The sequence below is a fragment of the Promicromonospora vindobonensis genome (assembly GCF_042685865.1).
In the GTDB taxonomy this organism is placed as follows: domain Bacteria; phylum Actinomycetota; class Actinomycetes; order Actinomycetales; family Cellulomonadaceae; genus Promicromonospora; species Promicromonospora vindobonensis.
Genome location: NZ_JBHUOG010000002.1, coordinates 1,408,153 through 1,429,906, shown reverse-complemented (window position 1 = coordinate 1,429,906; position 21,754 = coordinate 1,408,153). Strand labels below are relative to the sequence as shown.

The 21,754-nt window shown below is 71.7% G+C and carries 21 protein-coding genes and 1 pseudogene; 13 read left to right on the top strand and 9 right to left on the bottom strand.

Translation table 11 applies throughout. The annotated features are described in order from the left end of the window. Positions 1-108: 108 nt before the first annotated feature. Genes ACFS27_RS19685 through ACFS27_RS19675 form a run of 3 tightly spaced genes read right to left on the bottom strand, consistent with a single transcriptional unit; the run spans position 109 to position 4,951 of the window. Positions 109-1,572, bottom strand: coding sequence for an NAD-dependent succinate-semialdehyde dehydrogenase (locus ACFS27_RS19685; RefSeq protein WP_377186240.1), 1,464 nt, complete (start codon positions 1,570-1,572; stop codon positions 109-111). Then, on the bottom strand, positions 1,569-3,521 hold the full coding sequence (locus tag ACFS27_RS19680; protein ID WP_377186237.1) for an FAD-binding monooxygenase: 1,953 nt from the start codon (positions 3,519-3,521) through the stop codon (positions 1,569-1,571). The genes ACFS27_RS19685 and ACFS27_RS19680 overlap by 4 nt, the downstream gene beginning before the upstream one ends. Positions 3,522-3,571: 50 nt before the next feature. Continuing rightward, positions 3,572-4,951 (bottom strand): MFS transporter, encoded by a 1,380-nt coding sequence (locus ACFS27_RS19675; RefSeq protein ID WP_377186234.1) that lies wholly within the window; start codon positions 4,949-4,951, stop codon positions 3,572-3,574. Positions 4,952-5,111: 160 nt separating this feature from the next. On the opposite strand from ACFS27_RS19675, the gene ACFS27_RS19670 reads away from it, so the two are divergent. From ACFS27_RS19670 to ACFS27_RS19645, 6 genes are read left to right on the top strand one after another with little or no spacing between them, the layout of a single operon-like run. Further along, on the top strand, positions 5,112-6,650 hold the full coding sequence (locus ACFS27_RS19670; protein ID WP_377186231.1) for a fumarylacetoacetate hydrolase family protein: 1,539 nt from the start codon (positions 5,112-5,114) through the stop codon (positions 6,648-6,650). Further along, positions 6,647-7,378 (top strand): GntR family transcriptional regulator, encoded by a 732-nt coding sequence (locus tag ACFS27_RS19665; RefSeq protein WP_377186228.1) that lies wholly within the window; start codon positions 6,647-6,649, stop codon positions 7,376-7,378. The genes ACFS27_RS19670 and ACFS27_RS19665 overlap by 4 nt, the downstream gene beginning before the upstream one ends. Continuing rightward, a complete protein-coding gene (hpaE, locus tag ACFS27_RS19660; protein WP_377186225.1) occupies positions 7,375-8,919 on the top strand; it encodes a 5-carboxymethyl-2-hydroxymuconate semialdehyde dehydrogenase in 1,545 nt (514 codons plus the stop codon). Before ACFS27_RS19665 ends, hpaE begins: the two co-directional genes overlap by 4 nt. A gap of 2 nt (positions 8,920-8,921) precedes the next feature. After that, positions 8,922-10,067, top strand: coding sequence for a 3,4-dihydroxyphenylacetate 2,3-dioxygenase (gene hpaD / locus ACFS27_RS19655; protein WP_377186222.1), 1,146 nt, complete (start codon positions 8,922-8,924; stop codon positions 10,065-10,067). 11 nt (positions 10,068-10,078) lie between these two features. Further along, positions 10,079-10,864 (top strand): 2-oxo-hept-4-ene-1,7-dioate hydratase, encoded by a 786-nt coding sequence (gene hpaH, locus ACFS27_RS19650; RefSeq protein WP_377191098.1) that lies wholly within the window; start codon positions 10,079-10,081, stop codon positions 10,862-10,864. After that, the gene (locus ACFS27_RS19645; RefSeq protein ID WP_377186219.1) at positions 10,849-11,649 is read left to right on the top strand and encodes an HpcH/HpaI aldolase family protein; all 801 of its coding nucleotides are present in this window, start codon (positions 10,849-10,851) and stop codon (positions 11,647-11,649) included. The genes hpaH and ACFS27_RS19645 overlap by 16 nt, the downstream gene beginning before the upstream one ends. Before the next feature lie 786 nt (positions 11,650-12,435). On the opposite strand, the gene ACFS27_RS19640 is transcribed toward ACFS27_RS19645, so the two are convergent. Further along, positions 12,436-12,996 (bottom strand): TetR/AcrR family transcriptional regulator, encoded by a 561-nt coding sequence (locus ACFS27_RS19640; protein ID WP_377186216.1) that lies wholly within the window; start codon positions 12,994-12,996, stop codon positions 12,436-12,438. 78 nt (positions 12,997-13,074) lie between these two features. On the opposite strand from ACFS27_RS19640, the gene ACFS27_RS19635 reads away from it, so the two are divergent. Further along, the gene (locus ACFS27_RS19635) at positions 13,075-14,589 is read left to right on the top strand and encodes an MFS transporter (RefSeq protein WP_377186213.1); all 1,515 of its coding nucleotides are present in this window, start codon (positions 13,075-13,077) and stop codon (positions 14,587-14,589) included. A gap of 115 nt (positions 14,590-14,704) precedes the next feature. Here the strand turns inward: ACFS27_RS19635 and ACFS27_RS19630 are convergent. After that, positions 14,705-15,043, bottom strand: a pseudogene (locus ACFS27_RS19630) (YybH family protein); the annotation flags it as partial. Positions 15,044-15,170: 127 nt separating this feature from the next. Further along, positions 15,171-15,590 carry a zf-HC2 domain-containing protein gene (locus ACFS27_RS19625; protein WP_377186210.1) on the bottom strand — a complete coding sequence of 140 codons (420 nt, stop codon included), beginning with the start codon at positions 15,588-15,590 and terminating at the stop codon, positions 15,171-15,173. Positions 15,591-15,744: 154 nt separating this feature from the next. Between ACFS27_RS19625 and ACFS27_RS19620 the strand changes: the two genes are divergently transcribed. The 3 genes from ACFS27_RS19620 (at position 15,745) to ACFS27_RS19610 (ending at position 17,567) form a co-directional block, all read left to right on the top strand. Next, on the top strand, positions 15,745-16,089 hold the full coding sequence (locus ACFS27_RS19620; protein WP_377186207.1) for an ArsR/SmtB family transcription factor: 345 nt from the start codon (positions 15,745-15,747) through the stop codon (positions 16,087-16,089). Next, a complete protein-coding gene (locus ACFS27_RS19615; RefSeq protein WP_377186204.1) occupies positions 16,086-16,580 on the top strand; it encodes an SRPBCC family protein in 495 nt (164 codons plus the stop codon). Before ACFS27_RS19620 ends, ACFS27_RS19615 begins: the two co-directional genes overlap by 4 nt. A 138-nt stretch (positions 16,581-16,718) precedes the next feature. Continuing rightward, positions 16,719-17,567, top strand: a complete 849-nt coding sequence (locus ACFS27_RS19610) for a glycosyltransferase family 2 protein (protein ID WP_377186201.1) — start codon at positions 16,719-16,721, stop codon at positions 17,565-17,567. Between the two features lie 66 nt (positions 17,568-17,633). Here ACFS27_RS19610 and ACFS27_RS19605 read toward each other — a convergent pair whose 3' ends face one another. The 3 genes from ACFS27_RS19605 to ACFS27_RS19595 form a co-directional block, all read right to left on the bottom strand. Continuing rightward, positions 17,634-18,179, bottom strand: coding sequence for a ferritin (locus tag ACFS27_RS19605; RefSeq protein WP_377186198.1), 546 nt, complete (start codon positions 18,177-18,179; stop codon positions 17,634-17,636). Between the two features lie 55 nt (positions 18,180-18,234). Then, positions 18,235-18,522 (bottom strand): hypothetical protein, encoded by a 288-nt coding sequence (locus tag ACFS27_RS19600; RefSeq protein ID WP_377186195.1) that lies wholly within the window; start codon positions 18,520-18,522, stop codon positions 18,235-18,237. Between the two features lie 220 nt (positions 18,523-18,742). After that, positions 18,743-19,222 carry a MarR family winged helix-turn-helix transcriptional regulator gene (locus ACFS27_RS19595; RefSeq protein ID WP_377186192.1) on the bottom strand — a complete coding sequence of 160 codons (480 nt, stop codon included), beginning with the start codon at positions 19,220-19,222 and terminating at the stop codon, positions 18,743-18,745. 87 nt (positions 19,223-19,309) lie between these two features. On the opposite strand from ACFS27_RS19595, the gene ACFS27_RS19590 reads away from it, so the two are divergent. The 3 genes from ACFS27_RS19590 to ACFS27_RS19580 are packed head-to-tail and all read left to right on the top strand — an operon-like array spanning position 19,310 to position 21,736. Further along, positions 19,310-20,368 carry an LLM class flavin-dependent oxidoreductase gene (locus tag ACFS27_RS19590; RefSeq protein ID WP_377186189.1) on the top strand — a complete coding sequence of 353 codons (1,059 nt, stop codon included), beginning with the start codon at positions 19,310-19,312 and terminating at the stop codon, positions 20,366-20,368. Next, a complete protein-coding gene (locus tag ACFS27_RS19585; RefSeq protein WP_377186186.1) occupies positions 20,368-21,057 on the top strand; it encodes an NADPH-dependent F420 reductase in 690 nt (229 codons plus the stop codon). Before ACFS27_RS19590 ends, ACFS27_RS19585 begins: the two co-directional genes overlap by 1 nt. Next, the gene (locus ACFS27_RS19580) at positions 21,050-21,736 is read left to right on the top strand and encodes a GNAT family N-acetyltransferase (protein ID WP_377186184.1); all 687 of its coding nucleotides are present in this window, start codon (positions 21,050-21,052) and stop codon (positions 21,734-21,736) included. Before ACFS27_RS19585 ends, ACFS27_RS19580 begins: the two co-directional genes overlap by 8 nt. Positions 21,737-21,754 lie beyond the last annotated feature (18 nt).

Sequence of the window (21,754 nt, the reverse complement as noted above, 5' to 3'; positions counted from 1 at the left end):
GACGTCCTGATTCTAAGCCCTGCTCCGGCCGCGGTCCGTACGGGGGCTGGGTGCAGAGCTGGTTGCGGTCTCGGAGGCCCGAACCCAACCAGCTCTGCGGCGGCGAGATCAGGCAGGCGTCAGCGTGTACTTGGTCTGGAGGTACTCGTGGATGCCCTCTGCGCCGCCCTCGCGGCCCAGGCCGGACATCTTCCAGCCCCCGAAGGGCGCTGCCGCGTTGGAGACGACGCCCACGTTGAGCCCCATCATCCCGGTCTCCAGCCGGTCGATCATGCGCTGGCCGCGCGACAGGCTCTCGGTGTAGACGTACGAGACGAGCCCGTACTCCGTGTCGTTGGCCAGCGCGACGGCCTCGTCCTCGGTGTCGAAGGTGGCGATCGCGAGCACCGGGCCGAAGATCTCCTCCCGCAGGATGTCGCTGCCTGGCGCGACGCCGGTCAGGACGGTCGGCTCGAAGAAGGTGCCCGGCCCGTCGACGCGTGACCCGCCGGTGGCGAGCCGCGCGCCCCGGGACACCGCGTCCTGGACCAGGGCCTCGGCCTTCGCGACGGCCTTGTCGTCCACGAGCGGACCGATGGTCACGCCTTCCTCGGTACCGCGCCCGATGACGAAGCCGTTCACCGCAGCGGTGACCCGGCGGGCGAACTCGTCGGCGATGGACCCGTGCACGATGAACCGGTTGGCGGCCGTGCAGGCTTGCCCGATGTTGCGGAACTTCGCCGCGAGGGCGCCCTCGACCGCCTTGTCCAGGTCGGCGTCCTCGAAGACGACGAACGGGGCGTTGCCGCCGAGCTCCATCGAGGTGCGCAGCACGCCGCGCGCCGCCTGCTCCAGGAGCCGCTGGCCCACGGGGGTCGATCCCGTGAAGGACAGCTTGCGCAGGCGCGGGTCGGCGATGATGGGGCCGGAGACGGCGCCCGAGCTGGAGGTCGTGATCACGTTGACCACGCCGTCGGGCAGGCCGGCGTCCTGCAGCAGCTGCGCGAAGTACAGGGTGGTCAGCGGGGTCAGCGCCGCGGGCTTGACCACTACCGTGCAGCCCGCCGCGAGGGCGGGCGCGATCTTGCGGGTGGCCATGGCCAGCGGGAAGTTCCACGGCGTGATGAGAAAGCAGGGCCCCACCGGGTGCTGGCTGACGATGATGCGCCCGGTCCCCTCGGGGTTGGGCCCGTAGCGGCCGGTGACCCGCACCGCCTCCTCGGAGAACCAGCGCAGGAACTCGCCGCCGTACGTCACCTCGCCCCGCGCCTCGGCGAGCGGCTTGCCCATCTCCAGCGTCATCAGCAGCGCGAAGTCCTCCCTGCGCTCCTGCAGGAGGTCGAACGCCCGGCGGAGGATCTCGCCGCGGGCCCGGGCAGGGGTTGCCGCCCACTCCGCCGCGGCGTCGACCGCTGCGTCGAGCGCGGCCGCCCCGTCCTCGACGCCGGCGTCGGCGATGGTCCTGATGGTGGCGCCCGTCGACGGGTCGGCGACGGTGAGCGTGCCTCCCGCTGCGGCGGGCCGCCACCGGCCGCCGATGAGCAGCCCGTCGGGGATTGTGGCGAGCAGGTCGGACTCGCGGGTGTCGGTCATGCCTTCTCCTCGGGGTTCGTCGTGTCGTTCGTCGTGTCCTGCGGCAGGAGCGCCCCGGCGAAGAACTCCCGGAGCTCGTCCGTCGCGCTGAGCGGCAGGACGGTGGCGACGTACTGGTCGGGCCGGACGACGACGACGGCGCCGCCGCGGTCGATGCCGCGCTGCTCGAAGATGTCCTGTGCAGGGTCGGTCGCGTACACCTTCTCGTAGTCGACCAGGGCGAACGGGCCGACGCGTGGCCTGAAGACGTCGGGCACGTCGGCGAACTCCACGCCGAAGTGGTCCTGCTGGTAGACGACCTTGACGTCGAGCACGGAGTCCGGGTCCGTTCCCGCCGGGGTGTGCCGCAGGACCGGGGAGTCGGGTGAGGTGCCCAGCCACTGCGCCCAGTCCCGCAGGGCCGACGGCTCGCTCGGCGCCGCGGCGTCCGCGAACGCGTAGACGCGCCAGCGTCCGTCGGCGCGGGCGTGGTGACCCAGGTGGGCGGGGTTGCCCTCGGCCACGCGCTCCACCGGAGCGGACTTGAACCGCTTGCCGATGGGGAACCCCGTGGCCAGCTCCTGATGGGCCGGGTCGGCCACGATCATGGAGGGCTGGTACTGCGTCATGAAACCGCACGGGAACTCGGCGGTCTTGACGTAGAAGTCCTCGAGGTACGTCGGGTCCGGCAGGTCCTCCGGCGGCGTCGCCATGAGGCGCGACCACTCGCGGTCGAAGTCGATGAGGTTCTGGGCGACGACCTGCCGTTCGGCCGAGTAGGTGGCCAGCAGCGACTCCGGCGCCCGGCCCGCGAGCACGTGCGCCAGCTTCCAGGCGATGTTCCAGCCGTCCTGCATCGACACGTTCATGCCCTGGCCGGCCTTCGCGCTGTGGGTGTGGCAGGCGTCGCCCGTGAGGAACACCCGGGGGGTGCGGGTGCCGGTGAGGTGGTCCGGGACGTCGTCGAAGCCGTCGGTGACCCGGTGGCCGACCTCGTACACGCTGTGCCACGGCACGTCCTTCACGTCCAGCGTGTAGGGGTGGATGATCGCGTTGGCCTTCTCGATGACCTGTTCCAGCGGGGTCGCGCGGATGCGGCCGGCGTCGTCGGGCGGCACCTCTCCGAGGTCGACGTACCAGCGTGCCAGGTACCCGCCCTCGCGGGGGATGAGCAGGATGGACCCGCCGTCGTGCGACTGGATGGCGCACTTGGTGCGGACGTCGGGGAAGTCGGTCACGGCGAGCACGTCCATCACGCCCCAGGCGTGGTTGGCCCGGTCGCCGACGGCCTTGCGTCCGATCGCCTCCCGGACGGCGCTGTGCGCCCCGTCGCAGCCGACCACGTAGCCGGCCCGCACCGTGCGTTCCGTGCCCTCGTCAGGTCCGGTCGTGTGCCGGAGCGTCACGGTGACCGGGTACGGGTCCCGGCCGGTGCCGCGGGCGTCGCTCGTGTCGGCGACCGTGAGCCCGACGGCCTCGAGCCCGTAGTCCGGGGTGATGCGGGCCGGCCCGGTGGCGGCCACCTCGGCGAAGTAGTCGAGCACGCGCGCCTGGTTGACGATCAGGTGCGGGAACTCGCTGATCCCGTGGGCGTCGTCCGGCGGGACGGCGCCGCGGACGATGTTCGCAGGGTTCTCCGGGTCGGGCTTCCAGAACGCCATCTCCGTGATCCGGTAGGCCTCGGCGGTGATCCGCTCGGCGAACCCGAATGCCTGGAACGTCTCCACGCTGCGCGCCTGGATGCCGTCGGCCTGGCCCATCTCGAGTCGCCCGGCCCGCCGCTCGACGAGGTGGGTGCGGATGCCGGGGAACTGCGCCAGCTGGGCCGCCGCGATCATGCCGGCGGGGCCGCTGCCGACGATCAGCACGTCGACCTCGTCGGGCAGCCCGGCCGGCCGTTCGAGACCGTAGCCATCGGCCGGCCGGACGCGCGGGTCGCCGGACACGTAGCCGTGGTGGTGGAACTGCATTGTTCGTCCGTTCTGCTCGGTGGGCGTGCTGCTCAGGCTCGGGCTTTGGCTCAGGCCTTGGCCAGGCCGTAGATCGGGCTGGCGGCCTGCAGTTCCTCGTGGTCGGGACCCAGCGGTATACCCGTACGGTCGCGCAGCAGGAGCGTCGCGGCGAGCCCGATCAGCGTCATGCCCGCCAGGTACATGGTCACGGCCGCCGTCGTGCCGGTCGCCTGGACGAGCGCGGTGGCGATGGTCGGTGCGAACGCGCCACCCAGGATGGACCCGATCGCGTAGGAGATCGAGACGCCGGAGAAGCGGATCGATGCCGGGAACAGCTCGGCGTAGAGCGCGGCCTGCGGCCCGTACGTGAATCCGAGACCGACGGACAGGAAGACCAGGCCCAGCAGCAGCGAGCCGAACGTCGCTCCGTTGACCAGCGCGAACAGCGCGAGCACGCCGGCGAGCTGCACCACGAAGCCGATGGCGTAGGTGGTGCGGCGGCCGAGCCGGTCGGACAGCGCGCCCGCGAACCAGGTCGAGGCGAGCCACATGACGGCCGAGATGGTCACGGCCCAGAACACCGGGCCGCGATCAAGCCCGACGGGGCCCTCCGGGTCGGACGCGTAGCTCTGGATGTAGCCGCCGGTTGTCATGTAACCGACGGCGTTGTTGCCCGCGAAGACGAGGGCGGCCACGATCACGAGCGGCGTGTGCTTGCGGAAGAGCTGCAGCAAGGGCTGACGGGTGGTCTCGGCACGCTCGGCGATCTCGACGAACACCGGGCTCTCCTCGACGCTGCGACGTACCCAGTAACCGATGCCGATCAGGACGACGCTCAGCAGGAACGGGACGCGCCAGCCCCACGTGAGGAACGCCTCGCCGGGCGCGACGGCGTTCATGATGCCCAGCACGGCAGACGCGAGCAGCAGGCCGAGCGGGACGCCGATCTGGGGCGAGGCGCCGAACAGACCGCGACGCTTGACGGGTGCGTGCTCGCACGCCATGAGCACGGCACCGCCCCACTCGCCGCCGGCCGAGATGCCCTGCAGGATCCGCAGGAGGACCAGCAGGATCGGGGCGGCGATGCCGATCTGGCCGTACGTGGGCAGGAGGCCGATCAGGGCGGTCGCCACACCCATCAGGACCAGGGTGAGCACCAGGACGACGCGTCGTCCGTACTTGTCGCCGAGGTGCCCGGCGACGAAGGCGCCGAACGGGCGGAAGAGGAAGCTGACCCCCACCGAGCCGAACGCCAGCAGCGTCCCGAGGCTCGCACCGGCCGGCTCGAAGAAGAGCTGGCCGAAGACCAGGCCTGCCGCGGAGGCGTAGATGAAGAAGTCGTACCACTCGACGGTCGTGCCGACGACGGTGGCGAGGACGACGCGGCGCCGCTCGCGGGAGGAGGGGGAGCGGGCCGCTGTCGGTCCGTCGGGGGTGAGGCGTGACATCGCATGACTCCCTTGTCATCCGGGGCCCGCCCTCGTCGGAGGGCCCGTCGTGTGTGCTCGGTCCGGTCGACCTTGCCGTGGTTTCTCAGACCATATACGATCTGAGATACGAAATGCCAGAGGTCGTCGAAGACCAGTGGAACGACGGGCAAGGGAGCTCATGGGTACCGAAGCGCACGCCTCGACGGCACGGGAGCTGCCGACGTCCGGGCCGCTCGCAGTCCGGCCGGGCAAGATCGTCGCCGTCCACCTCGCTTACGCGTCGCGCGCCGAGCAGCGCGGCAGGCGGCCCGCAGCGCCGTCGTACTTCTTGAAGCCGACCAGCTCGCTCGCCGCGACGGGTGGCGTGGTCGAGCGCCCCGCCGGCACGGAGCTGCTCGCGTTCGAGGGGGAGGTGGCGCTGGTCATCGGCGAGCCGGCCCGGCACGTGCCGGTCGAGCGGGCGTGGGACCACGTCGCCGCCGTGACCGCGGCGAACGACCTCGGTGTCTACGACCTGCGCTGGGCGGACAAGGGCTCGAACGTGCGCTCCAAGGGCCGCGACGGCTACACGCCGATCGGCCCGGAGCTCCTCGACGCCCGCGCGGTCGACCCGGCCGCGCTGCGGGTGCGCACCTGGGTCAACGGTGAGCTCCTGCAGGAGGACGGCACCGGTGACGACGCGCTGCTCTTCCCGTTCGCGCAGATCGTGGCCGACCTGTCCCAGCACCTCACGCTCGAGACGGGCGACGTCATCCTGACGGGGACGCCCGCCGGGTCGAGCGTCGTGGCACCTGGCGACGTCGTCGAGGTCGAGGTGGACGCACCGACGGCGCCCGGCGCGCCGACGTCGGGCCGCCTCGTGACCACTGTGGTGCAGGGCGACGTGCCGTTCGGCGACGTCGGAGCGGGCCCGAAGATCGATGACACCCAGCGCGCCGAGGCGTGGGGGAGCCGCGAAGCCGCCGGCCTGCCGGCCGAGCCGGAGCCGTTCGTGCTCACGGCAGAGCTCGTCGACAAGCTGCGGCGCGCGCCGGTCGCCGGGCTGTCGGCCCAGCTGCGCAAGCGTGGCCTGAACAACGTGCTCATCGAGGGCGTCCGGCCCAACACGCCGGGCGCGACGATCGTCGGCCGCGCGCGGACGCTGCGCTTCGTGCCGAACAGGGAGGACCTGTTCGTCTCGCACGGCGGCGGCTACAACGCGCAGAAGCGGCTCTTCGACGCCGTGGACTCTGGTGAGGTCATCGTCATCGAGGCCCGCGGTGAGACGGGCTCCGCGACCCTCGGCGACGTCCTCGCCCTGCGCGCGCAGGTGCGCGGTGCCGCCGGAGTCGTCACCGACGGCGGCGTGCGCGACTTCGACGCCGTCGCCGCGACAGGGTTGCCCGTCTTCTCCCAGGGTGCCCACCCCGCGGTGCTCGGTCGCAGGCACGTCCCGTGGGACACCGACATCGCCGTGGCCTGCGGCGGGGCGACGGTACTGCCGGGCGACGTCGTCGTCGGCGACTCGGACGGCGTGGTCGTGGTCCCGCCGCACCTGGTCGAGGAGGTCGCCGACGCGACCATCGCGCAGGAGGAGCAGGACACCTGGGTCGCGCAGCAGGTGGCCGCGGGCCACCCCGTCGACGGGCTCTTCCCCCCGAACGCCGAGTGGCGGGCGCGCTACGAGTCCTGGAAGTCCCAGTCATCGAAGTCCCAGGCGCAGGGGGAGCCACGATGACCACAGGGGACACGACGGCATCGGCCGTCGAGGTCGCGTTCGCCGGCGCACTCAGCAAGTCCCAGCTCGCGTACGACTACCTGCGCGACCGCATAGCGCGCCACGAGCTGAGCCCCGGCTACCGCCTCGTGCTCCAGAGCATCGCGGACGAGCTCGCGATGAGCGTCGTGCCCGTCCGCGAGGCGATCCGACGCCTGGAGGCCGAGGGCCTTGTCACCTACGAGCGCAACATCGGTGCGCGGGTCGCGATGGTCGACGAGAACGGGTACGTCGACGCCATGCAGGCCCTCGGCGTCGTCGAGGGAGCCGCTACCGGGCTCTCGGCGCGCGCCATCTCCACCGCGGACCTCCAGCGGGCGACCGAGGTGAACGACCATCTGCGCTCCCTGCTCGACCACTTCGACCCGCACGCGTTCACCGCGCTCAACCGGCAGTTCCACTCGGTGCTGTTCGAGTCGTGCCCCAACCAGCTGTTGCTCGACATGGTCCACCGGGGCTGGGCCCAGCTGTCCGGCCTGCGGGACTCCACGTTCGCGTTCGTCCCCGGCCGTGCACACGCCTCCGTGGCCGAGCACGCCCACATCCTCGACCTGATCACCAGCGAGGCGGACCCGCTCGAGATCGAGATCGCCGCACGCAACCACCGCTGGGCGACCATGCGGGCCTTCCTGGACGCGCGTGCCGACGCAGCCCCGCCCCTCCAGACCTCACACAGGGAGACACAGTGACCAACCAGGCGAACGACCAGGCGAACGACCAGGCGAACGACCAGCCGATCCGCCACGTGCCGGCCGACCTGCCCGGCCGCATCCAGCACTACATCGGCGGCGCGTTCGTCGACTCGGTCGACGGCGCGACGTTCGACGTGCTCGAGCCGGTGACCAACGACGTCTACCTGCAGGCGGCAGCAGGGAAGAAGGCCGACGTCGACCGCGCCGTCGCCGCGGCGCGCGACGCGTTCGTGAACGGGCCATGGCCCCGGATGCTGCCGCGTGAACGCTCGCGGGTCCTGCACCGGGTCGCGGACCTCGTCGAGTCGCGCGACGCGCGGCTCGCCGAGCTGGAGAGCTTCGACTCCGGCCTGCCGATCACGCAGGCGCTGGGCCAGGCCCGCCGGGCCGCGGAGAACTTCCGGTTCTTCGCCGATCTGGTCGTGGCCCAGTCGGACGATACCTTCAAGGTTCCCGGCCGCCAGATCAACTACGTCAACCGCAAGCCGATCGGCGTCGCCGGCCTCATCACACCCTGGAACACGCCGTTCATGCTCGAGTCCTGGAAGCTCGGCCCGGCGCTCGCTACCGGCAACACGGTGGTGCTCAAGCCCGCGGAGTTCACGCCGCTGTCTGCGTCGCTGTGGGCGGGCATCTTCGAGGAGGCCGGCCTGCCCGAGGGCGTGTTCAACCTGGTCAACGGCCTCGGTGAGGAGGCGGGGGACGCGCTGGTCAAGCACCCCGACGTGCCGCTGATCTCGTTCACGGGGGAGAGCAGCACCGGCCAGCTGATCTTCGCCAACGCCGCCCCGAACCTCAAGGGGCTGTCGATGGAGCTGGGGGGCAAGTCCCCGGCCATCGTCTTCGCCGACGCCGACCTGGACGCCGCGATCGACGCGACGATCTTCGGAGTCTTCTCGCTCAACGGCGAGCGCTGCACCGCGGGCAGCCGCATCCTTGTCGAGCGCGCCGTCTACGACGAGTTCGTGGAGCGGTACGCCGAGCAGGCCGAGCGGGTGGTCGTCGGTGACCCGCAGGACCCGAAGACCGAGGTCGGCGCGCTCGTGCACCCCGAGCACTACGACAAGGTCGTCTCCTACATCGAGATCGGCAAGACCGAGGGCAGGCTTGTGGCGGGCGGTGGGCGTCCCGCGGGGTTCGAGACCGGCAACTACGTGGCGCCGACGGTCTTCGCCGACGTGCCGTCGTCGGCCCGGATCTTCCAGGAGGAGATCTTCGGCCCGGTCGTGGCGATCACGCCCTTCGACACGGAGGAGGAGGCCCTTGCCCTGGCCAACGGTGTCCGGTACGGGCTGGCCGCCTACGTGTGGACCAACGACCTGAAGCGCGCGCACAACTTCTCGCAGGCGATCGAGGCGGGCATGGTCTGGCTCAACTCGAACAACGTGCGCGACCTGCGAACACCGTTCGGCGGGGTCAAGGCGTCCGGCCTCGGGCACGAGGGCGGTTACCGCTCGATCGACTTCTACACCGACCAGCAGGCCGTGCACATCACGCTCGGCAAGGTGCACAACCCGACTTTTGGCAAGGGAGCCTGAAGATGACCGACCCGACCGGACCCGTCGTGACCAGCGAGGCGCCGATCACCGCGACGGACCCCGTCCCGACGCCCGTCGCGCCGCCGCCGGACATCCTGCGGTGCGCGTACATGGAGCTGGTGGTCACCGACCTGGCCGCCTCCCGGAACTTCTACGTCGACGTGCTCGGCCTTGTCGTCACGGAGGAGGACGAGGACGCCGTCTACCTGCGCAGCCTCGAGGAGTTCATCCACCACAACCTCGTGCTGCGCAAGGGACCAGTGGCCGCCGTCGCCGCGTTCTCCTACCGGGTACGCAGCCCGGAGGAGCTCGACCGCGCCGTCGCGTTCTACTCCGAGCTCGGCTGCCGGGTGGAGCGCCGTGCGGACGGCTTCACCCGCGGCATCGGTGACTCGGTGCGGGTCACCGACCCGCTCGGCTTTCCCTACGAGTTCTTCTACGACGTCGATCACGTCGAGCGGCTCGCGTGGCGCTACGACCTGCACACGCCCGGTGCCCTGGTGCGGCTGGACCACTTCAACCAGGTGACGCCCGACGTGCCGCGCGCCGTGAGGTTCATGGAGGACCTCGGCTTCCGGGTCACCGAGGACATCCAGGACGGAGAGGGCACGACGTACGCCGCGTGGATGCGTCGCAAACCCACCGTGCACGACACGGCGATGACCGGTGGCGACGGGCCGCGCATGCACCACGTCGCGTTCGCCACGCACGAGAAGCACAACATCATCGCCATCTGCGACAAGCTCGGCGCGCTGCGGCTGTCGGACCACATCGAGCGCGGTCCCGGCCGGCACGGCGTGTCCAACGCGTTCTACCTCTACCTGCGCGACCCGGACGGGCACCGGGTGGAGATCTACACCCAGGACTACTACACGGGCGACCCCGACAACCCCGTGGTGACCTGGGACGTGCACGACAACCAGCGTCGCGACTGGTGGGGCAACCCGGTGGTGCCCTCCTGGTACACCGAGGCGTCGCTCGTCCTGGACCTGGACGGCAACCCGCAGCCCGTGGTCGCCCGCACGGACACCTCGGAGATGGCGGTGACCATCGGGGCGGACGGGTTCTCGTACACCCGCCCGGAGGACGACGCCGATGCGCTGCCCTCGTGGAAGCAGGGCGAGTACAAGCTGGGACACCAGCTCTGATGGGGGAGCGCATGCTGGACGACGCGACGATCACCACGATCGCGGACGAGCTGGCCCACGCCGAGGCGGAGCGCACGACGGTGCCGCTCCTGACCGCGCGGTACCCGGGCATGACCGTCGAGGACTCCTACGCCGTGCAGAACACCTGGCGCCGGCGCGGCATCGAGGCGGGGCGCCGCCCGGTGGGCCGCAAGATCGGGCTCACCTCCAAGGTCATGCAGGCCGCCACCGGCATCACGGAGCCGGACTACGGCGCGATCTTCGCGGACATGGTCTTCGACAACGGGTCGGTCATCGAGCACTCGCGGTTCTCGAACGTGCGGATCGAGGTGGAGCTCGCCTTTGTCCTGCGCGAGGGCCTCAAGGGGCCCGACGTCACGGTGTTCGACGTGCTGCGGGCCACCGAGTACGTGGTGCCGGCCCTGGAGATCCTGTCGTCGCGCATCGAGATGGCCGGACGCACCATCGTCGACACGATCAGCGACAACGCCGCGATGGGCGGCATGGTCTACGGCGGCAACCCTGTGGCTATCGGGGAGACCGACCTGCGCTGGGTCTCGGCGCTGCTGTACCGCAACGAGGCCATCGAGGAGTCCGGTGTCGCGGCCGCCGTGCTGAACCACCCGGCCACCGGCGTCGCGTGGCTCGCGAACAAGCTGGCCCAGCACGACGACGCGCTGGAGCCCGGCGAGATCATCCTGGCCGGCTCGTTCACCCGGCCGGTCTGGGTCGAGCCAGGGGACACCGTGCTGGCCGACTACCGAGAGCTGGGGACCGTCTCGTGCCGATTCGTCTGACCCTCCCGCCCACGTTCCGCGACCGCATCGCCGGCGCCGACCGGCCGCAGATAGGCATGTGGGTCTGCAGCGGCAGCCCGCTGGTGGCAGAGATCTGCGCGGGCGCCGGCCTGGACTGGCTCCTGATCGACGGCGAGCACTCGCCGATCAGCCTGGAGACCACCTCGGCACTGCTCCAGGCGGTCGCTCCCTACCCGGTCACCCCGCTCGTGCGGGCGCCGTCCGACGACGCAGTGGTGCTCAAGCAGCTGCTCGACCTCGGCGCCCAGAACGTGCTGGTGCCCATGATCGACACGGCCGAGCAGGCCGCCGCCGTCGTGCGGGCCGTGCGCTACCCGCCCCGTGGCGTCCGCGGGGTCGGCAGCGCACTGTCCCGCGGTGCGCGCTGGAACCGGGTCGAGGGCTACATGGCCGACGCCGACCGGTACGTGTCGCTGTTCGTGCAGGTGGAGTCCGCGACCGGCGTCGAGAACGCAGCGGCCATCGCGGCCGTCGACGGCGTGGACGGCGTCTTCGTGGGGCCGTCCGACCTAGCGGCGTCCCTTGGTGTGCTCGGACAGCAGACACACCCCGAGGTCACCGCAGCGGTTCGTGCGACGTTCGAGGCGGTGCGGGCCGCAGGCAAGCCCGTCGGCGTCAACGCGTTCGACCCGGCGGCAGCGCAGGCCTACCTGGAGGCAGGGGCGTCCTTCGTTCTCGTCGGAGCCGACGTCGCGATGCTCGCCAGGGGCTCGGAAGCGCTGGCGGACCGCTGGATCGCGGGCGGCGAGACGGCCGGTCGGTAGCGGGCCTCACGGGGCGGGTCGCCGGGGCCATCGGGGCTTTGGTACCTCGAGGTCTCTCCGGTCTCTCGCCCCTGGTCGGTGGGAGACCGGCTTGATCGTCAGCGGCTGGTCGCCGCAGCCTCATGGGCAGTGCCGGGTGGCCTGAACTTTGCTCGGCCGTGGCAGGAAGATCCGGGCTCAGCCGGATAGTTCAGGCAGGGTGAATCAGACGGGACTGGGCCGGGCTGGGCCGGTCTGGGCCGAACTGGGCCGGACTGGGCCGGTCGAAGTTCACCACAAGGATCAGGCACCGTCGCCATGCCGGCCAGACATTGCCGAACAGTCCAAGTCGTAGGACATAGGCCGGTCCGCCGGTGTCGAACCGCACGCTGCGCGTCGATGGATCTGCACGTCGGCGCCGAGCCGCAAGTTGGTCGTTGATCCGGCCGGAACTTAGTGCCGAACCGCAAGCTGACCGTCGCACGCAGCGTCGAACAGCAAAGCACGCGTCGATCGGCGTCCGTCTGGACCTGCAACATGCGGCTCGGCGCCGAATGACACGCTCAGCTTGCGGTTCGGCCCCGCGGACCTGGTTGGCGGACTGCTAACTTGCGGCTCGGCGCCAGGAGCAACGATCATCGTGCGGTTCGGCGCCCCGGGCGGCGTCGGCAGACGCGGAACTTGCGGTTCGGCGCCCCGGGCGGCGTCGGCAGACGCGGAACTTGCGGTTCGGCTCGGGGACGGCCGCCGGGAGCAGTCCGCCGACACCCTCCGCCGACACCATCCGCCGACACCATCCGCAGCGGTCTACCGCTCGACGACCGTCAGAGCGAGCAGCTGCTCGCGGAGTCGCTCCAGCTCCTCCGGTGCGGGCTCCATGCCCCAGACCGGCTGGGCGCTGGCGCCGTCCGCCGCGGCGAGGACGAGCAGCAGGACGTCCTCGGGGAGCCCGTCCGCCCGCAGGTCCTCCTGCCAGCGCAGGGCGTCGGCGCGGGCGAGGTCGGTGACCGCGTCGACGGTCGACAGGTGCGCGATCACCACGAGGGCGTCCCGCGTGGCGGCCGCGTCCAGCGCACCGTCGATCGACGTGCGCACGTAGGCGCGGACCAGGCGTCCTGGAGCGTCGTCGTCCGGGTCGACGGCGGTGAGCACGGCCACCCTGAACCGTTCGAGCCAGTCGTGCGCCATCGCAAGGAGCAGCTCCTGCTTGCTCGCGAAGTGGTAGAGCAACCCACCCTTGGACACCCCCGCGCGGCGCGCGACATCGTCGAGAGTGGCCGAGACGCCGCGCTCGCGGACCAGCTGGCCCGCCGCGTCCAGGAGCGCAGACCGCGTCTGCTCAGGGTCTCTGCCCGCCGTTCGACCCACTCGCCACCACCTCTCCTTCGGCACGCACTATAGGGCCCGGTGGGCCAAACTGTACCGGCTGGACGGTACAGTTGTCTCGTGAACGTCTCTGCTCCCGTCCTCTCCACGCGCCGCCGGTGGGCCGCGCTCGCCGTCCTCGTGCTGGCGGTCGGCCTGCTCGCGATCGACGGAACCGTCCTCTACCTGGCAGTTCCGTCGCTGACCCGCGACCTCGCGGCCACCGCCACCCAGGTGCTGTGGATCGGGGACATCTACTCGCTGGCCATCGCCGGACTGCTCGTGGCGATGGGCACGCTCGCCGACCGCGTCGGCCGCAAACGACTCCTGCTGATCGGCGCGACGGCGTTCGGTGCCGCCTCGGCCCTCGCGGCGTTCGCCCCGAGCGCCGAAGTCCTCATCGCCGCCCGGCTGCTGCTCGGCGTGGCGGGGGCGACGATCATGCCGTCGACGCTGTCGCTCATCCGGACGCTGTTCCCGGACGCCCGCGAGCGCAGCCGCGCCATCGCCGTGTGGTCGGCGGCGGCCGGTGGCGGCGCCGCGGTGGGCCCCCTCGTCGGTGGCGCGCTGCTCGAGCACTTCTGGTGGGGCTCGGTCTTCCTGGTGAACCTCCCTGTGGTCGTGGTGCTCGTGGTCGCCGGAGCTGTGCTGCTGCCTGAGGCGAAGGACCCGGACCCCGGGCGCCTCGACGTCCTGTCGGTCGTGCTGTCGTTCGCCGCCGTGATGCCGCTGGTCTGGTCCATCAAGCACGCGGCCTCCGAGGGTGTCGACCTGCTCGCCGTCGGGGTGCTGGCCCTGGCGGTGCTCGCCGGGCTCGGCTTCGTCCGGCGTCAGGCCCGGCTGGTCGCGGACGGGCGGAACCCGCTGCTCGACGTCGGGCTGTTCCGGATCCCGGCGTTCAGCGGCGCCGTGGCGGCGAACCTGATCGCGATCTTCGCGCTCACCGGCATGCTGTTCTTCTTCTCGCAGTACCTGCAGCTCGTGCGGGGATACGCGCCGCTGCGCGCCGGTATCGCGGAGCTACCGGCCACCATCGCGTCCATCGTGGTGGTCGTGGTGGTCGGCTGGTCGATCACGCGGTTCGGGCGTGGTCCAGCGATCGCGCTCGGCCTCGCGGTGACGGCGCTCGGGATGCTCGGCATCGCGGCGGCCGAGGGCGCGGACCAGTACGTGTGGCTCGCGCTCGCGCTGGTTCCCGTCGGCCTGGGCGTGGGTCTCGCGATGACCCTGACCACGGACGCCGTCGTCTCCGCGGTGCCGCCGGCCAAGGCGGGTGGCGCGTCGGCGATCTCCGAGACGGCGTACGAGCTGGGCGTCGCGCTCGGCGTCGCGGTGCTCGGCTCGCTGGTCACGCTCGGCTACCGGGCGCGCATCGCGCTGCCCGCCGACGTGTCGGCGGACGTCCGGACCCAGGCCGGCGACTCGCTCGCCTCGGCGGTGGCGGTCGCCGGCGAACGGGCCGACGTCGTGGAGGCGGCGCAGGAGGCGTTCGTCGCCGCCCTGCAGGTGGCGTGTGTCGTCGCGGCGGTGCTGACCGCGCTCGCCGCTGTCGTCGCCTGGCGGCTGATCCCGGACGACGGCAAGCGCGCCCGCTGACCCACGCGCCCTGGGTCAGGGCTGGAGGTCGGCCACCCTTGCCGGTGGCGATGTCGAACGGCACGGAGACCTGGTCGTGCGTGATCAGCCAGGCTTCGTCGACCTTGCGGAAGCAGAGCGTGGCCCGCACCCACATGCCGTTCGTCGTCGCCCCGCTCTCCAGCGTGCCGCTGAGCCGGCCGAAGCCGTGCGCGAAGCCGACGTTCCGGTCGACCGTGAAGACCAGGTCCCGCAGCTCGTAGCGCACGTCGCGGAAGAACGTGAACACGCCTCTCCAGCTTTGCAGCTTCGCGTCCAGGCCGACGTGCTGCAGCGGCGGCTCGACGTCGAAGGACACGACGTCGGTCGCGTAGAGCCGCCGCAGGCCCGCCAGATCCTTGGTCTCGATCCGGTGGACCAGCGTGTCGACGTGCTGCCGGAGCTCGGCCTCGCCGTTCTCGTTCAGCGTGGGCATCGTCCGCCGTCCCTTCTCCCTGTCGGGATCGTTGTCACGATGAACTGACGAGGCCGGAGCCCGAGACGTGACGGCCGGCCCTGGCGCGGTCGGGCAGGGAACCGCGGCAGGCGATCGTCCGCCGGCCTCAGGCGCCCGCTGCCACGACCCGTCTCCGGGGCGTGCGGCGGTGCCTGCCGCCGTGGCGGCCGTCAGTGGCAAGGCGGCGGCCGAGGCCCCGGAGCGCCCAGGAGGTCTCGCGGACGTCGATGAACGCGCGCATGCACTCGGCGCAGCCGTCCAGGTGCGCCTCGACGCGGCGCCGACGGCTGGGGAGCAGGCTCCGCGTCAGGTAGTCGTGCAGAGCGGCCCGGGTCGTGCGGCACAGCGGGCGGTCCAGAGCTCGGCCGGGTGTGATCGCGGGCGTTCCCGAGGCACCGGTCAGGCCGGCAGGCCCGGCCACGCCCAGCCCGGCCAGGGCCGAACGGAGCTCGGAGACGCCGGCCCGGCGGTCCGCGTCCTGCGCAGTGCGCCGGTCGGCGGCCCGCAGGTCGCCCGTGCTGATCACGCGAACCCATCCCTCTCTGCGCATGGTGGCCCAGTCGCTGGGCAACAGTTTCACTACGAGTGGGGAGTCGCCGAACGCGGGTGTGATACGTGCGGCGCCCGGAAATGCGGCCGAGTCATCGACAGGAAAACGCGTAAGTAGTAACTTACGGGTTATGGAAGCAACGACCGCCGACCCGTGGCATGCGCTCGCCGATCCGACGCGCCGCAAGGTCTTCGCTCGCGTCGCACGGGGGCGCTGCTCGGTGACCGAGATCGCGCGTGACCTGCCGGTCAGCCGGCCGGCCGTGTCCCAGCACCTCCGGGTGCTGCTCGACGCGCACCTGGTCGACGTGCACCAGCAGGGCCGTGAGCGGCTCTACCAGCCTCGTCCCGGCGGTCTGGACGGGCTCCGTCGGGAGCTGGAGTCCTACTGGAGTCAAACCCTGTCCACCTTCAAGAGCGTGGCCGAGCAGAGCTATGAGCCGACCACCTCGCCACCGGAAGGAACGTCTCGATGAGCACCACGTCGCAGGACCAGACCCGACTGCAGGTCGACATCACCGTCGACGTCCCGGTAGAGCACGCCTTCCGCGTGTTCACCGAACACTTCGACGAGATCAAGCCCCGAGAGCACAACCTCATGTCCGTGCCGATCGAACGTACGGTCCTGGAGCCGCGCGCGGGAGGAACCATCTACGACGTCGGCCTGGACGGCAGCACCTGCACCTGGGCGCGCGTCCTGGTGCACGAGCCGCCCCACCGGCTCGTCATCACCTGGGACATCAGCCCGCGGTGGCAGGTGGAGCCTGACCCCGACCGCACCAGCGAGGTCGAGGTGCGGTTCATCGCCGAGGCGCCGGAGCGGACCAAGGTCGTGCTGGAGCACCGCCATCTCGACCGGCACGGCGCGGGCTGGGAGGGCTTCACGAGCCTCGCCGCTGGTGACGGCTGGCCGCGCTACCTCGAGCGCTACCGCGCCGTGGCGGAGCGGTACGCCACGAGCGGGTGATCCGGCGGCGTCCGCTCCGCCGCCCGCTCTGTCGTCTGCACCGTCGTCTGCACCGTCGTCCGCCCCGGATGCGTCTGGACCGGGCCCACCCCACGCTGGGAGGGGCCCGACGACGTCGCAGCACCGGGGGAGGCCACGATGGATGCAGAGGACGACCGCGTCACCGTCGTGGTCGCGAGCAGGAACCGCCGAGCCGACCTGCTCGCCTCCCTGCCCGCCCATCGGGCGCCGGTGATCCTGGTCGACAACGCCTCGACCGACGGGAGCCCCGACGCCGTCGCGGCGGCATGTCCGGAGGTGCGGGTCATTCGACTGCCGCGGAACGTCGGCGCCGTGGCCCGGACGGTCGGGGTCCGGGCCGCGGCCACGCAGTTCGTCGCCTTCGCCGATGACGACTCGTGGTGGGCGCCGGGTTCGCTGCACAGGGCGGCCGTCGTGCTCGCCGGTCACCCGCGGCTCGGTCTCGTCTGCGCACGGATCCTCGTCGGGCCGGAGGAGCGCACCGACTCGGTGAGCGAGCTGATGGCGGCATCGCCCCTGCCGCAGGACGCCTCCGTACCCGGTGAGGCGCTCCTCGGCTTCGTGGCGTGTGCCGCGATGGTCCGCCGCAGCGCGTTCCTCGCCGCGGGCGGGTTCGACCCTGTCGTGCGGTTCCCCGGCGAGGAGGAGCGGCTGGCGCTCGACCTCGCGGCAGCCGGCTGGGCGATGTCCTACGTCAAGGACCTGGTGGTGCACCATCACCCGTCGCCGAGCAGGCAGCCGCCGAACGGGCGGCAGTACGGGATCGCCCGTGCGGCGACGCTCACCGCGCTGATGCGCCTGCCGTGGCGCGACGCTGTCGACCAGATCCGGCACGTCGCGGCACAGAGCCCGAGCCACCGGTCCGGCGTGGTCCGGGGCCTGCGGGAAGCACCCGCCGCGCTCCGCCGGCGTCGGCCCGTACCTGCCGAGGTGGCCGCGATGCGGAGGCTCCTCGCGCGGTGGTGAGGACGGCGGTGGTGAGGACGGCGCGGTGGTGGGACAGCGCGGACCGAGTAGAACCAACCCGTTCGCTCAGAGCGCCCCGCCGGCCGCCCTCGGCGCGGCAGCGGACTCACCCGCGTCGCCGATCGTCTCGCGCGCGACGTAGTTCTCCAGGTCGAACAGGTTGTCACCGGCGCGCTTGGCGACGGTGACGAGCGTGGTCGCGGCGGCGACCTCCTCGACCTGCTCCTCGAGGAACCACATCAGGAACTGCTCGCCCAGGGCGTCGCCCTCGTCGCGGGCGGCCCGGAAGATCGCCTCGATCTGCCGGGTGACCTGCTGCTCCTGGTCGAGTGCGAGCTGGAGCGGCTCGATGACGTCGTTGAAGTCGTTGCGCACCTCGGGAGTGCCGGGGATCTTCACGGGCAGCGACCGGTCGAGGTGGTACTGGACGATCATCATCCCGTGGTTGCGCTCCTCGAGCGCCTGCCGGTAGAAGTGCGCGGCGAGCTGCGGCAGGTCGTGGCTGTCGAACCAGACAGCGATCGCCATGTACTGCAGGTGCGCCGCCAGCTCGTGGCCCACCTGCTCGCCCAGCAGCCGCAGATACCGCGAGTTCTCCGAGGTCGTCGTCATGCGCACACGCTACCGCTCCAGGTCCGAGCGCACCGGAAACGCGCACCGGTGCGGGTCAGAGCGGCGTCGGCTTGCCCAGCAGCACCAGCCCGCGGGGGAACTGGCCGTCCGTCACCTCCTGGACGCGCCGGCGGGCCTCGTCGGCGCTCCCTGCATGGAGGCGCAGCTCCCGGGTGGTCGGGCCCGGGTCGGGTCGTCCCGAGTCGCCGGGGGAGTCCAGGCCAGGGTCGGCGACCATCCGTGCCTGCAGGCCGGCGGCGCGCAACGCGTCCACGAGCGATGCGGCGTCGCGCTTCGCCGTGTCCAGATCCGGGAAGGTCACGGGAATGAGGTAGTTCTCCATATCGGCATCTCCACGTCCTGGTGCGCACCGGGTCGACGTCCCGTCCCTCGGCCAGCTCGTTCGCGGACGCGACGGTGGACCGGCGCCGTCTGTCCAGGCAAGTGCGGCCCGGATCCGCTCGCAACTGGACCGCCCACACCCGACCGGTCGCGACACCCCCCGATCGTTGAGCGCTGGTATCTGTTGGGCCGGCGGCCGAGATCCAACAGATACCCAGCGCTCAACTGTCGGGGGCCAGGCGGTGGCGGAGGGCCCGCGTGATCTCCTCGACCTGTTCCAGCTGGGCCGGGGTCAGGGCGTCGACGAACAGCTCGCGCACCGCGCGCAGGTGCGGCACCGAGGCGCTCCGGAAGGCCTGCGCCCCCTGGTCCGTCAGGACCACCTCGGCGCCGCGGTAGTCGACGGCGCAGTCGTCGCGGCGGATGAGGTCGCGCCCCTCCATGCGCCTGATGTGGTGGGACAGGCGGCTGCGTTCCCAGCCCACGGCGTCCGCGAGCTCGGAGGAGCGAAGCCGGCGCCCGTCGGCCTCGCTCAGGGCGAGCAGTACCGCGTAGTCGCCGGGGGACAGCGCCGACTCCTCGTGCAGGCGGCTGCTCAGCCGGCCGTTCAGCGCCTGCGCGGTCTCGATGAACCCGCGCCAGGTGCGCAGCTCGTCCGGCGTCGGCGACTGCCGGTGGCGGGGCGGTGTGTCCTCTGTCACGACAACCTCCAGTGATTGACGTGTCAACCATATCGGAGCATGATTGACACGTCAATCAAATGTGTAGGGCAGTCGAGGAGGAGTCCCATGGGCGACATCGAGTTCGGCATCGACACTTTCGGCGACCTGCCGCGGAACGACCAGGGCGAGGTCGTCTCCTACGCGGAGGCGATCCGTCGCACGGTCGATGAGGCGGTGCTCGCCGACCAGATCGGGATCGATGCCGTCGCCGTCGGCGAGCACCACCGCCCCGAGTTCGCGATCTCCACGCCGGAGACCGTGCTGGCCGGGATCGCGACGAAGACCTCGAACATCAAGCTCGGCTCGGGCGTCACCGTCCTGAGCTCGGACGACCCGGTGCGCGTCTTCCAGCGGTTCGCTACCGTCGACGCCCTGTCGAACGGCCGCGCCGAGGTGATTCTCGGGCGGGGCTCGTTCACCGAGTCGTTCCCGCTGTTCGGCTACGACCTGCGCGACTACGACGAGCTCTTCGAGGAGAAGATCAACCTGTTCGTCCGGCTGCTCGACGAGAAGCCGGTCACGTGGGAGGGCACCCTGCGGCCGTCGCTGGACCAGGCCGACGTCTTCCCCAAGACGGAGTCCGGGCGCCTGACCACCTGGGTCGGCGTGGGCGGTACACCGCAGTCGGTGCTCCGTACCGCCACGTACGGGCTGCGGTTGATGCTCGCGATCATCGGCGGCGCACCCGAGCGGTTCGTGCCGTACGTCGACCTCTACCGCCGGGCGGCCGCCGAGGTCGGCACCACCGCCTACCCCGTCGGCATGCACTCGCCCGGCTTCATCGCGGACACGGACGAGGAGGCGATGGAGCTGTTCTACCCCGGCTACAAGGTGGTCCGTGACCGCATCGGCGCCCTGCGCGGCTGGCCGCCGCTGCGCCGGGGCGAGTTCGAGGCCGACGTCGCCCAGGGGTCGCTCTACATCGGCTCCCCCGAGACGGTGGCGCGCAAGATGGCCCGGGCCATCGGTGCCCTGGACGTCGGCCGGTTCGACCTCATCTACTCCGCCGGCGGGGCCATGCGCGCCAGTGACCGGCTGCGGGCGGTCGAGCTGTACGGCACGCGTGTGCTCCCGATGGTCCGCGAGCTGCTCGCCGAACAGCCGGCGAAGTCGGCGGCGTCCTGATGTCGGCGGCCTCCGTGCACACGCTCGGGATTCTCGGCGCGGGCAAGGTCGGCACGGTGCTGGCCCGCCTCGCCGTCGCGGCCGGATACCGTGTGCTCGTGGCAGGCTCCGGCGACCCGGCTCGTATCGCGCTCACCGTTGAGGTGCTCGCTCCGGGCGCCCGCGCGGTCGACGCCGAGACGGCGGCCCGCGAGGCGGGCGCCGTGGTCCTCGCACTCCCGCTGGGCAGGTACCGGACCGTCCCGGAGGGCGCGCTGGAGGGCAAGCTCGTGATCGACTCGATGAACCACTGGTGGGAGGTCGACGGCCCTCGGGACCGGATCCTGCGCCCCGAGCAGTCGACGAGCGAGCTCGTCCGGACGGCGCTCCCCGGGGCGCGTGTCGTCAAGGCCTTCAACCACATGGGCTATCACGACCTCGAGGACGAAGCCCGCGTGGCAGGGGCGCCGGGCCGCAAGGCGATCGCCATCGCCGGCGACGACCCCACCGACGTCGCTGCGGTGGCCGCGGTCGTGGACGCGCTCGGATTCGACCCGGTGGTCGCAGGGACGCTCGCCGAGGGGATCCGCATGGAGCCCGGCACGCCGGTGTTCGGTGCGGACGTCGGTGCCCGGGAACTGCGCGGGCTGCTGGCCGCCTTCGCCGCCTCGGAGGAGAGCGAGGACCGGGAGGGGATGATCAGTGCCTGACGATCGTGCGCCCGGCGATCGTGCGCCCGGCGATCCGGGGGACCGGTCGCTGGGCCGGCTCGCGTGCGCCTGGGTGGCGGGCTGGGCGCTGTCCCGGGGGACCGAGCCGCCGGTCGAGCAGGCGGAAGGCTTCCGGATCGACGTCGGGCTGCCGGACCACGTCGCCCGGTACGTGCTGCTCGACTCCAGCGAGGCGGCGGTCCGCACGGTGGCCGGCGCGGTCACCGTGCCGGGCACGTGGCTCAAGGCGTTCATCGCTCCGGAGACCGTCGCCGCGTGGCTCCCGCCCGGCTGGACGGCGGGACCCCCGGCCTTCCTCATGGCGACCGGCCTGCGTCCGTCGGGTGCCGCAGCCCCTGACGGCTACGTGGTGACCGCCGAGACCAGGGCAGGCGTCACCTTCGCCCGCGTGCTCGCCGCCGACGGCGGGCTCGCCGCCCGCGGCCAGGTCGCGGTGGCCGGCGTGGACGCCGTCGTCGACCAGGTCGAGACCGAGCCGGCGCACCAGCGCCGCGGCCTGGGGAGCCTCGTGATGCGCACGCTGGCGAACGCCGCCGTCGAGCGAGGTGCCACGACGGGCGTGCTCGGCGCCAGCGCCGACGGGCGCGCCCTGTACGAGGTGCTGGGCTGGCGGCTGCACGCGCCGCTCGCCGGGTTCGTCTACCGCACGACGGCCTGAGCTGCCCCGACCGCCCCG